Annotated in this window: 11 protein-coding genes; 7 read left to right on the top strand and 4 right to left on the bottom strand. The window is 70.6% G+C overall.

From position 1 onward, the window contains the following. The first annotated feature begins 40 nt into the window (after nt 1-40). The 3 genes from KIK09_RS39655 (at nt 41) to KIK09_RS39645 (ending at nt 2590) form a co-directional block, all read left to right on the top strand. On the top strand, nt 41-1114 hold the full coding sequence (locus tag KIK09_RS39655) for an LLM class flavin-dependent oxidoreductase (protein ID WP_214324623.1): 1074 nt from the start codon (nt 41-43) through the stop codon (nt 1112-1114). Beyond that, on the top strand, nt 1111-1701 hold the full coding sequence (locus KIK09_RS39650) for an FMN reductase (protein WP_214324622.1): 591 nt from the start codon (nt 1111-1113) through the stop codon (nt 1699-1701). The genes KIK09_RS39655 and KIK09_RS39650 overlap by 4 nt, the downstream gene beginning before the upstream one ends. 94 nt (nt 1702-1795) lie before the next feature. Next, nucleotides 1796-2590 (top strand): chitosanase, encoded by a 795-nt coding sequence (locus KIK09_RS39645; protein WP_308164593.1) that lies wholly within the window; start codon nt 1796-1798, stop codon nt 2588-2590. Here KIK09_RS39645 and KIK09_RS39640 read toward each other — a convergent pair. Beyond that, nucleotides 2580-4592 (bottom strand): amylo-alpha-1,6-glucosidase, encoded by a 2013-nt coding sequence (locus KIK09_RS39640; RefSeq protein ID WP_214324621.1) that lies wholly within the window; start codon nt 4590-4592, stop codon nt 2580-2582. The genes KIK09_RS39645 and KIK09_RS39640 overlap by 11 nt on opposite strands. Before the next feature lie 137 nt (nt 4593-4729). On the opposite strand from KIK09_RS39640, the gene KIK09_RS39635 reads away from it, so the two are divergent. Genes KIK09_RS39635 through KIK09_RS39620 form a run of 4 tightly spaced genes read left to right on the top strand, consistent with a single transcriptional unit; the run spans nt 4730 to nt 8740 of the window. Then, nucleotides 4730-5710 (top strand): LacI family DNA-binding transcriptional regulator, encoded by a 981-nt coding sequence (locus KIK09_RS39635; protein WP_214324620.1) that lies wholly within the window; start codon nt 4730-4732, stop codon nt 5708-5710. Continuing rightward, nucleotides 5707-6927 (top strand): sugar ABC transporter substrate-binding protein, encoded by a 1221-nt coding sequence (locus KIK09_RS39630; RefSeq protein ID WP_214324619.1) that lies wholly within the window; start codon nt 5707-5709, stop codon nt 6925-6927. Before KIK09_RS39635 ends, KIK09_RS39630 begins: the two co-directional genes overlap by 4 nt. Next, nucleotides 6927-7925 carry a carbohydrate ABC transporter permease gene (locus KIK09_RS39625; protein ID WP_214324618.1) on the top strand — a complete coding sequence of 333 codons (999 nt, stop codon included), beginning with the start codon at nt 6927-6929 and terminating at the stop codon, nt 7923-7925. The genes KIK09_RS39630 and KIK09_RS39625 overlap by 1 nt, the downstream gene beginning before the upstream one ends. After that, the gene (locus KIK09_RS39620; protein WP_214324617.1) at nt 7922-8740 is read left to right on the top strand and encodes a carbohydrate ABC transporter permease; all 819 of its coding nucleotides are present in this window, start codon (nt 7922-7924) and stop codon (nt 8738-8740) included. The genes KIK09_RS39625 and KIK09_RS39620 overlap by 4 nt, the downstream gene beginning before the upstream one ends. On the opposite strand, the gene KIK09_RS39615 is transcribed toward KIK09_RS39620, so the two are convergent. The 3 genes from KIK09_RS39615 to KIK09_RS39605 all read right to left on the bottom strand — a co-directional run bounded on the left by KIK09_RS39615 (nt 8737) and on the right by KIK09_RS39605 (nt 13530). Then, nucleotides 8737-9465, bottom strand: coding sequence for an SDR family NAD(P)-dependent oxidoreductase (locus KIK09_RS39615; protein WP_214324616.1), 729 nt, complete (start codon nt 9463-9465; stop codon nt 8737-8739). The genes KIK09_RS39620 and KIK09_RS39615 overlap by 4 nt on opposite strands. 9 nt (nt 9466-9474) lie before the next feature. Further along, nucleotides 9475-9864 (bottom strand): SAM-dependent methyltransferase, encoded by a 390-nt coding sequence (locus tag KIK09_RS39610; RefSeq protein WP_275956446.1) that lies wholly within the window; start codon nt 9862-9864, stop codon nt 9475-9477. A 183-nt stretch (nt 9865-10047) separates the two neighbouring features. Beyond that, entirely contained in the window at nt 10048-13530 is a 3483-nt protein-coding gene (locus tag KIK09_RS39605) for a tetratricopeptide repeat protein (RefSeq protein ID WP_214324615.1), read from the bottom strand. Nucleotides 13531-13601 lie beyond the last annotated feature (71 nt).

The raw sequence follows: 13601 nt of genomic DNA, 5'->3' as shown, positions 1-13601 counted from the left end.
TAGTGGGTTAAACTTTCAACAGTCAAGATTGGTGACCGAAATGCAGTTCGGGATCTTCAGCGTCGGCGACGTGACCATGGACCCGACCACGGGCAGGACACCGACCGAGCACGAGCGGATCAAGGCGATGGTGGCCATCGCGCTCAAGGCCGAGGAGGTCGGGCTGGACGTGTTCGCGACCGGCGAGCACCACAACCCGCCGTTCGTGCCGTCGTCGCCCACGACCATGCTCGGCTACATCGCCGCGAAGACCTCACGGCTGGTGCTGTCGACCGCGACCACGCTGATCACGACGAACGACCCCGTCAAGATCGCCGAGGACTTCGCGATGCTGCAGCACCTGGCCGACGGGCGGGTCGACGTCATGCTGGGCCGCGGCAACACCGGTCCCGTGTATCCGTGGTTCGGCCAGGACATGCGCCAGGGGATCCCGCTGGCCATCGAGAACTACGCGCTGCTGCACCGGCTGTGGCGCGAGGACGTGGTCGACTGGGAGGGCCGCTTCCGCACGCCGCTGCAGGGGTTCACCTCGACGCCGCGGCCGCTGGACGGCGTGCCGCCGTTCGTGTGGCACGGCTCGATCCGCAGCCCGGAGATCGCCGAGCAGGCGGCCTACTACGGCGACGGGTTCTTCGCCAACAACATCTTCTGGCCCAAGGAGCACTTCCAGCGCCTGATCAGCCTGTACAGGCAGCGCTACGCCCACTACGGGCACGGCACCCCCGAGCAGGCCATCGTCGGGCTGGGCGGGCAGGTGTTCATCCGCAAGAACTCCCAGGACGCCGTCCGCGAGTTCCGGCCCTACTTCGACAACGCCCCGGTCTACGGGCACGGGCCGTCGCTGGAGGAGTTCATGGCCGAGACGCCGCTGGCCGTGGGCAGCCCGCAGGAGATCATCGACAGGACGCTGGCCTTCCGCCAGTCGTTCGGCGACTACCAGCGGCAGCTGTTCCTGATGGACCACGCCGGGCTTCCGCTGAAGACCGTGCTCGAGCAGCTGGACCTCCTCGGCGAGGAGGTCGTCCCCGTGCTGCGCAAGGAGTTCGCCATCGGGCGCCCGGCCAAGGTGCCGGACGCGCCCACGCACACCGAGAGGCAGACCGTACAGTCATGAAGATCGTAGTCGTCACCGCGGGGCTCACCCAGCCGTCGTCGACCCGGCTGCTCGGCGACCGCCTGGCCGAGGCGGTCGGCCGCCGGGTGGAGGGGCTCGAGGTCGAGGTCGTCGAGCTGCGCGACCTGGCCGTCGACATCGCCAACGCCTTCGTCACCGGTTTCCCCGGGACCAGGTTGCGGGTCGCGCTCGACGCGGTCGCCGCGGCCGACGGGCTGATCGCGGTCACGCCGATCTTCACCGGGTCCTACAGCGGGCTGTTCAAGTCGTTCTTCGACGTGATCGACAACACCGTGCTGGCGGGCAAGCCGGTGCTGGTCGCGGCCACGGGCGGGACGGCGCGGCACTCGCTGGCGCTGGAGCACGCCGTGCGGCCGATGTTCAGCTACCTGCGGGCCGTGGTCGTGCCGACCGCGGTGTACGCGGCGTCGGAGGACTGGGGCGGCGGCGGTGACGAGTTCACCGACGGGCTGTCCGAGCGCATCGACCGGGCCGCGGGCGAGCTGGCCGGGATCATGCGACCCGCCGTACAGGCCGAGGAGGAGCTCACGCCCTTCGAGGATCTGCTGGCCGGGCTCCGCCCGTAAGGGGGCCCAACTTTTGCAACATTGGCCCCATTAGTTTACTCTCGCGAGTATGGTTCGTTAGGAATCTTTCCTAACGAACCCCTCGGGAGAGCACGTGCGGAACTCGTTACGAGCCGTCCTGGTCACCGTCGCGGCCCTGGCCCCCGCGCTCGCGCTGGGCGGGACGGCCCGCGCCGCGGTCGACCTCACCGACCCGCACAAGAAGGACATCGCCATGCAGCTGGTGTCCAGCGCGGAGAACTCCTCGCTCGACTGGAAAGCACAGTACAAGTACATCGAGGACATCGACGACGGCCGCGGCTACACGGCGGGCATCATCGGCTTCTGCTCCGGCACGGGCGACATGCTGGACCTGGTCGAGCTCTACTCCCAGCGCAAGCCGGGCAACGTGCTGGCCAAGTACCTGCCCGCGCTGCGCAAGGTCAACGGCAGCGACTCGCACAAGGGCCTCGACCCGAACTTCACCAAGGACTGGGCCACCGCCGCCAAGGACTCGGCCTTCCAGCAGGCCCAGAACGACGAGCGCGACCGCGTCTACTTCAACCCGGCGGTCCAGCAGGCCAAGCAGGACGGGCTACGGGCGCTCGGGCAGTTCATCTACTACGACGCCATCGTCATGCACGGCCCTGGCGACGACAGCACCAGCTTCGGCGGCATCAGGAAGGCCGCGATGAAGAAGGCCAAGACCCCGGCGCAGGGCGGCGACGAGGTCGCCTACCTCAACGCCTACCTGGACGTGCGCAAGAAGGTGATGAAGCAGGAGGAGGCGCACTCCGACACCAGCCGCGTCGACACCGAGCAGCGCGTCTTCCTCAAGAACGGCAACCTCGACCTGGACCCGCCGCTGAAGTGGAAGGTCTACGGCGACTCCTACACGATCAAGAGCTAGTAACCAGCCCCGGCGGGAGGCCGTCGAGCGTGGGCTTGCCTGAACGGTCCACCTCGGCGGTCACCTCGGCGCCGGCCACGCGCAGCCCCTGGACCCTGACCGCGCCCAGGGGCGCACCCTCCAGCGGCCGGACCTCCACCCGCCCCGCGGGCACATCCGGATACACCCCGACGGCCGCGTGGAGCAGCGTGACGGCGGCCGCCGCCGACCACGCCTGCGGACGGCAGGCGGCCGGGTAGGCGATCGCCCGCCCGACGGTGTCCCTGGCGTCTCCCGCGTGCAGCTCGGGCAGCCGGAAGTCGAACGCCTCGGCCGCCGCCAGCAGCCCGCCGGCCAGTTCGGCGGCCGGCTCCGCGAAGCCCGCGCGGGCCAGCCCGGCGACGACGATGGCCGTGTCGTGCGACCACACCGACCCGCAGTGGTAGGACAGCGGGCTGAACCCGGCGTCGTCCGCCGACATCGTCCGCAAACCGAACCCCGCCGACATCGACGGCGAGGCCAGCGCCGCCGCCACCCTGCCCTCCTCTTCCCGCGTCAGCAGCCCGGTGCCGAGCAGGTGACCGATGTTGCTGGTCAGGGAGTCGACGGGCCGCTTGTCCCGGTCGAGCGCCAGCGCCGGATATCCGCCGTCCACCCAGAAGCGCTCCCTGAAGCGGGTCGCCAGGGCGTCGGCGTACGCCGGCCACCGCTCCCCGCCCGGCCGCCCGAACGCCTCGAGCAGCGCCGCTCCCTGCCTGGCCGCCGCGTAGGCGTACCCCTGGACCTCGGCCAGCGCGATCGGCGGCTCTGCCTGGCGCCCGTCGTGGAAGCGGACCGCGTCGCCCGAGTCCTTCCAGCCCTGGTTGGCCAGCCCCCGCCCGCTGGTGTCGATGTACTCCAGGAACCCGTCGCCGTCGGGGTCGGCGTGCTCCCCCAGCCAGCCGAGCGCCGCCTCCAGCGCGGGCAGCAGCGGCTCCACCTCGGACTCCGGCATCCCCCACCGCCAGGCGTCGTGCAGCAGGCCGATCCACAGCGGCGTGGCGTCGATCGTGCCGTAGTAGGCGGACGGCAGCCGCATGCCGTTGGCGGCGAACTCGTGCCGCCGCAGCTCGTGCATGATCTTCCCGGGAGCCTCGCCCGAGGCCGGGTCCACCCTGGCGCCCTGCCGCCTGGCCAGCACCCGCAGCGTGCCCGCGGCCAGCTCGGTGCCCAGCGGCAGCAGCATCCTGGCGGCCCAGATGCTGTCGCGCCCGAACACGGTCAGGAACCACGGCACCCCCGCCCCCAGGAACGTGTCGTCCGGGTGCCCGAGCTCGGCCAGCCGCAGTGAGCGCAGGTCGGCCACGGCTCGCTCCGCCAGCCGTACCAGCCGGTGGTCGTCGGCCGTGACGCGCGGCTCGCGCCACTCGAGCGCCCGCGCGGGGGCCCGTACCACCGCGCCGGGATCCTCGACCGCCGCGCTCCACCGCAGCGTCACGGTCTCGCCCGGCGCGACCGCCACCTCCCACCTGAGCCCCGACGCGCCGCAGGCCGCGCCCTCGCCGGTGGCCGTCACAAGGATGTCGCCGGAGCGCCAGGTCAGCGTGTCGTTTTTGATCACAGGTACGGCTTGCGCGGTGGCGCCACCCGACTTCACCGCCTCGATGGGAGCGAAGTCGCAGCTCAGCTCCACCGTCACGACCGCGGTCACCGGCTCCGACGCGCTCGAGGCGATCTGGACGACCTCGGCCATCCGCCCGGGGGAAACCTCCCGCGTGCGGTCGACGCGCACGGTCGGGTCGGGCCCAGGATCGCCCAGCCAGCGCGCCAGCGACACGAACCTGGTACGGCCGGCCGCCTGCTCGGCGTGGCCCACCGCCTCCGGCTCCCGGCCGTCGACCAGCAGTCTGGCCTGCGACAGCGCCCGCGAGTCCGCGTGGAAGAGGCCCTGCACCCCCTCGGCCCTGATCTGCCCGTCGGCCCCGCTCAGCGCGCTGGTCGGCGCGAGCACGGTGACGGCGAGGTGGTGGAGCAGCGGCTGCATGGCGTGATCTGGCACAGGCGGTCCCCGAATCTTGACAGGCGGTGCGCTAAGGGAGATAGTGCGTAACACTCCGCATTTGATCGATCCAATCCTGCCATACTTCGATTGGATCGATCAAACCAATTTGAAAGGGACAAATGGCCGAGAAGGTGACGATCGCCGACGTCGCGCGGCATGCCAACGTGTCCCGGCAGACCGTCTCGAACGTGCTCAACTCCCCCGAGATCGTCCGCGAGGAGACCAGACAGCGCGTGCTGCAGGCGGTCGAGGAGCTCGGTTACCGGGTCAGCCAGGCGGCCAGGCGCCTGCGGACCGGGCGGTCGCGGCTGCTGGCCGTCCGGGCCGAGCACACGCAGGACGGCATGAACGTCTTCGACCGGTTCCTGCACGGGCTCACCGAGTCTGCGGGCCTGGCCGGGTACCGCGTCATCCTCTACACCGCGCAGGACGGGCCCTCCGAGATCGAGGCCTTCGACGACCTGCTCGGCACCTACGAGCCTGACGCGTTCGTGCTGACCAGCACCGACTACGGGGACGTGCGGACCGAGTGGCTGGCCGGGCGCGGGCTGCCGTTCGTCACCTTCGGCCGCCCGTGGGGCACGCCCGGCGGCGGGTCCCATCCGTGGGTCGACGTCGACGGTGCCGCCGGGACGGCCGCCGCCACCCGGCACCTGCTCGACGCCGGGCACGAGCGGATCGGCTTCGTCGGCTGGACCCGCGGATCCGGTGTCGGCGACGACCGGCGCTCCGGCTGGGTGCGCGCCCTCGGCGACCGTCCGCTGCTCGAGCGGGACACCGACGGCAGCGCGGCCATGGGTGAGGCGGCGGCGCGCGAGCTGATCGCGGCGGGCGCCACCGCGCTGGTGTGCGTGAGCGACGCCGTGGCGCTGGGGGCGTTGCAGGCCGGGGACGTGCCCGTGATCGGGTTCGACGACACGCCGGTCGCCAGGGCCATCGGGCTGAGCAGCCTCGCGCAGCCGCTCGAGGAGGTCGCCAGGGCCTGCGTCGACGTCGTGACCACGATCCTCGATCCCGACAAACCGGGCGCTCGCCGGGGTGGCCCGCCGTACCACGTCCTGCTCGAACCCTCCCTCGTCATCAGGAAGGACCCCCGATGAAACACCTCCCCCTGGCCGCGCTCGGTGTGCTGGCGCTGGCCGCCACGGCGTGCGGCAGCGGCTTCGAGGACAAGCCGAAGGCCGCGCCGCAGAGCAGCGGACCCGCCTCGATCAAGGTGCTGATCGGCTCGTCGGGCGACGCGGAGACCGCCGCGGTCAAGCAGGCGGCCGACGCGTGGGCCAAGGCCGGCGGCAACCAGGCCACCGTCACGCCCGCCCAGGACATCAACCAGCAGCTCGGCCAGGCCTTCGCGGGCAGCAACCCGCCCGACGTCTTCTACGTGGGCGCCGACCACTTCGCCGACTACGCCAGCGTCGGCGCGCTGGAGCCCTACGGCGACAAGGTGTCGCAGCCCGACGACTTCTACCCGAGCCTGCGCAGCACGTTCACCTTCGACGGCAAGTTCTACTGCGCGCCCAAGGACTTCTCCACGCTCGCCCTGGTCATCAACGACGACCTGTGGAAGAAGGCCGGGCTGAGCGACGCCGACGTGCCCACCACCTGGGACCAGCTGACGGCGGTGGCCAAGAAGTTCAAGGGCGTCACGCCGCTGGCGATCGGCGACACGCGCGACCGGATCGGCGCGTTCATGGTGCAGGCGGGCGGCTGGATCATCAGCCCCGACGGCAAGCAGGCCACCGGCGACAGCCCGCAGAACCTGCAGGCCCTGGAGTACGTCAGGTCGCTGCTGAAGGACAAGCTCGCCCAGTACCCCAAGCAGCTGGACGCGGCCTGGCCCGGCGAGGCGTTCGGCAAGGGCAACGCCGCGATGACGATCGAGGGCAACTGGATCAAGGGCGCGCTCAAGAGCGACTTCCCCGGCATCAAGTACTCGGTGCACGAGCTGCCCGCCGGCGCCAAGAAGGGCACGCTGTCGTTCACCAACTGCTGGGGCATCGCGGCCAAGAGCGCCAACAAGGCCGCCGCGATCAGCTTCGTCGAGGCGATGACCAAGGCCGACCAGCAGCTGGCCTTCGCCAGGGCGTTCGGCGTGATGCCCTCGCGCCAGTCGGCCAAGGACGCCTACGTCAAGGAGTTCCCCGGCGACGCGGCCTTCGTCAACGGCGCCGACTACGCGCAGGGCCCGGTGAACGCCCCCAAGATGGACAGCGTCCTGGCCGACTTCGACGCCGGGTTGCAGCAGCTCACCGCGCAGGACCCGAAGGCGCTCCTGGCCAGGCTGCGGAAGAACACGGCCGCCGCGCTGGGCGACTGATGCGCCGCGGTGCCAGGGAGAACCTGGCGGGCTGGCTGTTCGTCTCGCCGGTCGTGCTGATCCTCGGGCTGTTCATGCTGCTGCCGATCCTGATGGCGCTGTGGGTCAGCCTGACCTCGTGGAACGGCCAGGGCAGCCCGTTCAAGGGCGGCGTGCCGTTCGTCGGCCTGGACAACTACGCGCGGCTGTTCACCGAGGACAACCTGGCCCGCGAGAACTTCATGATCAGCATCAGGAACAACGCCTACTACGTGGCGCTGGTGGTGCCGCTGCAGACGGCGCTGGCGCTCGGGCTGGCGCTGCTGGTCAACAGCCGCAGGCTGAAGGCCAGGACGTTCTTCCGCACCGCCTTCTACTTCCCGTCCGTCACCAGCTCGGTGGCGATCTCGGTGGTGTTCCTGTTCATCTTCAGCAACTCCGGAGCGGTCACGCAGTTGCTCGGATACTTAGGAATCCGGGGGCCGCAGTGGTTCTCCGACCCGCGCGGAATCATCCACCTGCTGTTCGACGACCGGGCTCCGGTTGCCTTGCAGAGCGAGGGGCCGTTCGGGCTGACCTGGTGGGAGTGGCTGTCGGGGCCGAGCGTGGCCATGTGCGCGATCATCGCGCTGGTGGTGTGGACGACGTCGGGGACGTTCATGCTGATGTTCCTGGCGGCCCTGCAGGACGTGCCCGTGTCGCTGGAGGAGGCGGCGCTGCTCGACGGGGCCGGGCGGTGGCAGCGTTTCCGATACGTGACGCTGCCGCTGCTGCGGCCGACCATGTTCCTGGTGCTGACGCTGGGGCTGATCGGGACGTGGCAGGTCTTCGACCAGATCTACGTGATGAGCCAGGGCAACCCCGCCAAGACCACGCTCACGCCCGCGTACCTGTCGTACCGGACGGCCTTCCGCGACTTCGACTACGGGGCAGGCACGGCGATCTCGTTCGTGCTGTTCCTGATCATCGTGCTGCTGACGCTGTTCCAGCGCTGGGCCCTCAGGGAGAGGCGCGCATGACCCGCTTCATCCGGTACTTCCTGCTCTCGTGCGCGGCTCTGGTGTTCGTCTACCCGTTCGTGATCCAGATCGCGAACTCCTTCAAGACCGAGCCAGACGCCGCCGCGAGCCCGCTGTCCCCCGTCCCGCACCCGGCTACGCTGTCGGCCTTCGAGCGGGTCTTCACCGGCACGGACATGCCCTTGTGGCTGGGCAACTCGCTGCTGGTCACGCTCGTGCTGACGGTCGCGCGGGTCTTCCTGGACTCGCTGGCCGGGTACGCGCTGGCGCGGATCCGCTTCCGTGGCCGGTCGGCGCTGTTCGCGGCGGTCATCGCCATCATGGCGGTCCCCGGAGTAGTCCTCTTTATCCCGAAATTTCTGGTCTTGAATCAGTTTGGGATGTACGACAGCTACGCGGCGCTGATCGTGCCGGTGATCGCGGACGCGGCCGGGGTGTTCATCATGAAGCAGTTCTTCGAGTCGATCCCGCCGGGCGTGGAGGAGGCCGCCCGCATCGACGGCGCCGGCACCTTCCGCGTCTTCTGGTCGGTGGTGCTCCCGATGTCCAAGCCCGCCCTCATCACCCTGACCATCCTGTCCTTCCAGGGCACCTGGAACGAGTTCCCCCACACCCTGGTGGCGGTGCAGGACCCGAACCTGTTCACCCTCCCCCGCGGCCTGGCCGACCTGGTCAGCGGCTCCCTCGGCGCCGGCACCCAGTACCCGCTCAAACTCGCCGCCGCCCTCCTGGCCACCCTCCCGGTGGCGATCATCTTCGTCGTCTTCCAACGCCACTTCATCCGCGGAGCCCGCGAGGGCAGCGACAAGTCCTAGACGGATGACCAGCCGCCGTCGACGGGGAGGATGACGCCGTTGACGTTGGAGGCGGCGTCGGAGGCCAGGAAGACGATGGCGGCGGCGATCTCCTCCGGCTGGGCCATGCGGCCCGCGGCGCCGTGGAGGGGCGTCAGCGTGCGGGCGCCCTCCTCATCCAGCGTCAGGCCCGACATGATCGAGGTGGCCACGCCGCCGGGCGCGACCGCGTTGGTGCGGATGCCGCGGTCGCGGTAGGCGGCGGCCAGCGACCTGGTGAGCCCGACCACGCCGTGCTTGGAGACCGTGTAGGCCGTCCCCGCCGCGCCGCCGCGTAACCCGGCCTCCGACGCGACGTTCACGATCGCCCCCTTGCCCCGCTCGAGCAGGTACGGCAGGACCGCCCGGCTCATCATGAACGGCGCGGTCAGGTTGACGCGGATGACCCGCTCCCACTCGGCATCGCCGACCGTGGCCGCCAGCGACATCGTGTCCATCACCCCGGCGTTGTTGACCAGCACGTCGATGCCGCCGAACTCGGCGACCGCGCTGGCCACGACCCGGTCGACGACCTCCTGCTCGCTCAGGTCGCCCACCACGGCGACGGCCTTCGCGCAGCCCTCGGCCGTCCGTTCGGCGCCTTCGGCGTCGAGGTCGGCGATGACGACGGGCATGCCCTGCGCGGCGAAGGCCAGCGCGGTGGCCCTGCCGATGCCCGATCCGGCTCCGGTGACGATGACGCTCATGCGGCCTCCCTAGAATCTAGTTCGGTTTCCAGCATGGCGGATCATCACCACGGCGGCTAGCCGATACTGCCCCGAGCCACCAACCCCCGCCACGTCCAAGCTCGCGTCGCCGCCTTCGGGACGCCATTCCGTGACGGTCACCAGACCTGGCTCGACCAGTTCGAACCCGTCGAAGCAGCGCTCGATCTCCTCCCGGCCGCGATAGGAGAACGGCGTGGCGGAGCGGGCGAAGACCTCCGGCGGGTGACCGTCACGGGTGAGGTGGGAGACGATCACGTAGCTGCCCGGCGCCATCCGCTCGGCGTAGGCACGGACGATCCCGACCGGGTCGTCGCCGTCGGCGATGCCGTGCGGCACGGACACGAACACCGCGCAGACCGGCAGCGAGAAGTCGATCAGCTGCTCATAAGTGCGCTGTTCGGGTTCACCGCCGGACTCAGGTCCCGATGATAGCCACCCATCGACCCAGATCAGGGGGTGCCGCCGGATCGGGCCGCCGACTTTTTCGGACGTAGGTTCTCGGACCGTGTTCGGGGAGGTAAGCGCATCGTGCGAGAACGCACACCTTCCCGGAAACCCCTATCACCTGGCCGCGTCCAGGTTGCGCCGCACCGTCTTGGTAATTGGGTGGTCGCCGCCCAACATCCTTTCGCAGGCGGCCAGGGTTTGCTCGTACAGGGGGATGGCCCGACCCAGATCACCCGCAGATTCGTAGGCGCTCGCGAGGTTGTTGCGGGAAGTCAGCGTGCCGGGGTGGTCGCCGCCCAACACCCGCTCCAGCTCGGCCAGCGTCTGCTCGTGCAAGGGGGTGGCCCTACCCAGGTCCCCCGCCGCCTGGTAGGCGCAGGCCAGGTTGCTTCGGGAAGTCAGCGTGCCGGGGTGGTCGCCGCCCAACACCCGCTCCAGCTCGGCCAGGGCCTGCTCGTGCAGGCGGATGGCCCGGCCCAGATCCCCCGCCGCCTGGTAGGCGCTGGCCAGGTTGCTGCGGGAAGTCAGCGTGTCGGGGTGGTCGCCGCCCAGCACCCGCTCCCGCTCGGCCAGCGTCTGCTCGTGCAGGGGGACGGCCCGGCCCACGTCCCCTGCGGATTGGTAGGCGTGGGCGAGGTTGCTGCGGGAGGTCAGCGTGTCAGGGTGGTCGCCGCCCAGCACCCGCTCCCGCTCGACGAGGGCCTGCTCGTGCAGGGGGATGGCCCGCTCCAGATCTCCCGCGGATTCGTAGGCGCTGGCCAGGTTGCTTCGGAAGGTCAGCGTGCCGGGGTGGTCGCCGCCCAGCACCCGCTCGCAGGCGGCCAGAGTCTGCTCGTACAGGCGGATGGCCCGACCCAGATCCCCCGCCACCTGATAGGCGTAGGCGAGGTTGTTGCGAGAGGTCAGCGTGTCAGGGTGGTCGCCGCCCAACACCCGCTCCCGCTCGGCCAGGGCCTGCTCGTGCAGGCGGATGGCCCGGCCCAGGTCCCCCGCCGCCTGGTAGGCGCTGGCCAGGTTGCTGCGGGAGGTCAGCGTGTTGGGGTGGTCGCCGCCCAGCACCCGTTCGCAGGCGGCCAGGGTCTGCTTGTGCAGGGGGACGGCCCGGCCCACGTCCCCTGCGGATTGGTAGGCGTGGGCGAGGTTGTTGCGGGAGGTCAGCGTGCCGGGGTGGTCGCCGCCCAGCACCCGCTCGCAGTCGGCCAGGGCCTGCTCGTGCAGGGGGATGGCCCGGCCCAAGTCCCCCGCCGCCCGGTAGGCGCTGGCCAGGTTGCTGCGGGAGGTCAGCGTGTCGGGGTGGTCGCCACCCAGCACCCGCTCGTAGTCGGCCAGGGCCTGCTCGGACAAAGAGATGGCCCGGCCCAGATCCCCCGCCGCCTGGTAGGCGTAGGCGAGGTTGTTGCGCGAGGTCAGCGTGTCGGGGTGGTTGCCACCCAGCACCCGCTCGCGCTCAGCCAACGTCTGCTCGTACAGGCGGATGGCCCGGCCCAGATCCCCCGCGGATTGATAGGCGTGGGCCAGGTTGCTGCGGGAGGTCAGCGTGCCGGGGTGTTCGCCGCCCAGCACCCGCTCGCGCTCGGCCAGGGTCTGCTCGTGCAGGGGGATGGCCCGGCCCAGATCCCCCGCCGCCCGGTAGGCGTAGGCGAGGCTGTTGCGGGAGGTCAGCGTGCCGGGGTGATCGCCGCCCAGCACCCGCTCGTAGTCGGCCAGGGTCTGCTCGTACAGGGGAATGGCCCGGCCCAGATCCCCCGCGGATTGATAGGCGTAGGCCAGGTTGCTGCGGGAGGTCAGCGTGCCGGGGTGATCGCCGCCCAGCACCCGCTCGCAGGCGGCCAGAGTCTGCTCGAACAAAGGGATGGCCCGGCCCAGATCCCCCGACGCCCGGTAGACGTAGGCGAGGTTGTTGCGGGAGGTCAGCGTGCCGGGGTGATCGCCGCCCAGCACCCGCTCGCAGGCGGCCAGGGCCTGCTCGTGCAAGGGGATGGCCCGCTCCAGATCTCCTGCGGATTCGTAGGCGCTGGCCAGGTTGTTGCGGGAGGTCAGCGTGCCGGGGTGATCGCCGCCCAGCACCCGCTCACGCTCGGCCAGGGTCTGCTCGAACAAAGGGATGGCCTGGCCCAGATCCCCCGCCGCCTGGTAGACGTACGCCAAGTCGGAGCGAGCGTCCAGTACGACGGAGTGGTCGAGGTCGTGCACCCGTTGCGCCAGGGTCATACACCGCTTGAGGTATGTCAGAGCGCGGCCGACGGCGCCCTGGCCTTCCAGGAACAGGCCGGTGTTACGGAGCAGTTGGAGGGCGTCGGCGGTGTCGGCGTCGGGGGGTATGCGTGCGAAGAGGGCGTTGATGTGGGGCAGCAGTGCTCGCCACTGCGGCCATGAGGCGGGAGCGTCATACTCGTCGGGGCGGGCCTGATCGAGCAGGTCGATGGCGCGGATGCGGGCGGTCTCGATGTCGCCGGGTTGCCGATAAGGATCGTATGGGTCGCTGGTACGGGCGACGGCCTGGACCAGGCGGTGCACGATGACCCCCTCATCGTCGAGGGTGATCATGTTGTAGGCGGCCAGCCGTCCCAGCGCCTGCTGCACCAGCGGCGCCTCCGCCAAGCCGTCCAGCACGCTGCGGGGGATCTTCTCGGGGGCATACCAGGCCAGGATGCGCAGCAGGTCCCCCGCCAGCGGGGTCGCGGTGAGCCGGTCGAGGGTGAGCCGCCAGATCCGGGCGATGGTGCGCTCGGCGTCGCCGCCCTCGGCGGCCTGGTCGTACATCACCGCCGGATGGGTGGTGAGCAGGTCCAGGTAGGCGCGCGGGGACAGCTGGTTCTGGTGCAGGTAGCCGCCTGCCTGCTCGATGGCCAGCGGGAGATGTCCCAGCTCGGCCACCAGCTCAGCCGCCCCGACGAGGTCGGCGCCGGGGCGGCCGTTGGTGGCGATCCGGGCCAGCAGGTCGATCGCCTCCTCCTCAGCCAGCACATCCAGGCGCAGCACCGCGGCTCCCAGCCGGTGCCAGCCGGTGCCGAGCCGACTGGTCACCAGAACCCGACCGGCCAGCGTACGGCCCAGCAGATCGGTGATGTGGTCGGGGTGGGTGAGGTTGTCCAGCACCAGCAGCCACCCGGCATGGCAGGCCAGCCAGCCGACCGCTCGCTGCGCCAGCGCCTGCGCCGGTAATGCCGCCGCCAGCTCCGGCTGCAGCGCGACCGCCAGACCGGCCAGACCGGCCTCGATCGAGGCGGGCGTGTCGGCGGTGATCCACCACACCGGATTGAACCCTCTGGCGCGGGCGTGTTCGGCGGCGTAGCGGGCGGCCAAGGTGGACTTACCGATACCGCCCAGCCCGTGCATCGCGGCCACCACGACGGGCCCCGCACCTGACAGTGCCTGCTGTAGCTCGGCCAGCTCTTCGCCGCGTCCGACGAAGACGCCGGCATGCTCGGGCACGTTCACCAGGCTGAGCGACGCATCGACCTGCTCGACCGGCCGGAGCGCCTGCGCGGGCAGCACAGTCTGCACGTTGGTCGTGTAATCACCGGTGGCGATGATGCCCCGGTTGTCCCCACTCACCCACACCGATCGCGTGCCGGGCCCGACAGGCGCATCCACCGAAGCAGGCTTCTCACCTGCGGCGGGCCGCACCGACGACGCATCGGTGCCTGGTTCGGCCATCCGACGCC

This window comes from Nonomuraea sediminis (assembly GCF_018531495.1).
GTDB lineage: Bacteria > Actinomycetota > Actinomycetes > Streptosporangiales > Streptosporangiaceae > Nonomuraea > Nonomuraea sediminis.
This window is presented reverse-complemented; position numbering and strand designations above follow the sequence as displayed.

What these genes read in the sequence shown, in the direction of transcription:
- KIK09_RS39630 (WP_214324619.1), top strand. Translation starts at nt 5,707, where the DNA reads ATGAAACACCTCCCCCTGGCCGCGCTCGGTGTGCTGGCGCTGGCCGCC.
- KIK09_RS39615 (WP_214324616.1), bottom strand. Translation starts at nt 9,465, where the DNA reads ATGAGCGTCATCGTCACCGGAGCCGGATCGGGCATCGGCAGGGCCACC.
- KIK09_RS39655 (WP_214324623.1), top strand. Translation starts at nt 41, where the DNA reads ATGCAGTTCGGGATCTTCAGCGTCGGCGACGTGACCATGGACCCGACC.
- KIK09_RS39635 (WP_214324620.1), top strand. Translation starts at nt 4,730, where the DNA reads ATGGCCGAGAAGGTGACGATCGCCGACGTCGCGCGGCATGCCAACGTG.
- KIK09_RS39650 (WP_214324622.1), top strand. Translation starts at nt 1,111, where the DNA reads ATGAAGATCGTAGTCGTCACCGCGGGGCTCACCCAGCCGTCGTCGACC.
- KIK09_RS39620 (WP_214324617.1), top strand. Translation starts at nt 7,922, where the DNA reads ATGACCCGCTTCATCCGGTACTTCCTGCTCTCGTGCGCGGCTCTGGTG.
- KIK09_RS39625 (WP_214324618.1), top strand. Translation starts at nt 6,927, where the DNA reads ATGCGCCGCGGTGCCAGGGAGAACCTGGCGGGCTGGCTGTTCGTCTCG.
- KIK09_RS39640 (WP_214324621.1), bottom strand. Translation starts at nt 4,592, where the DNA reads ATGCAGCCGCTGCTCCACCACCTCGCCGTCACCGTGCTCGCGCCGACC.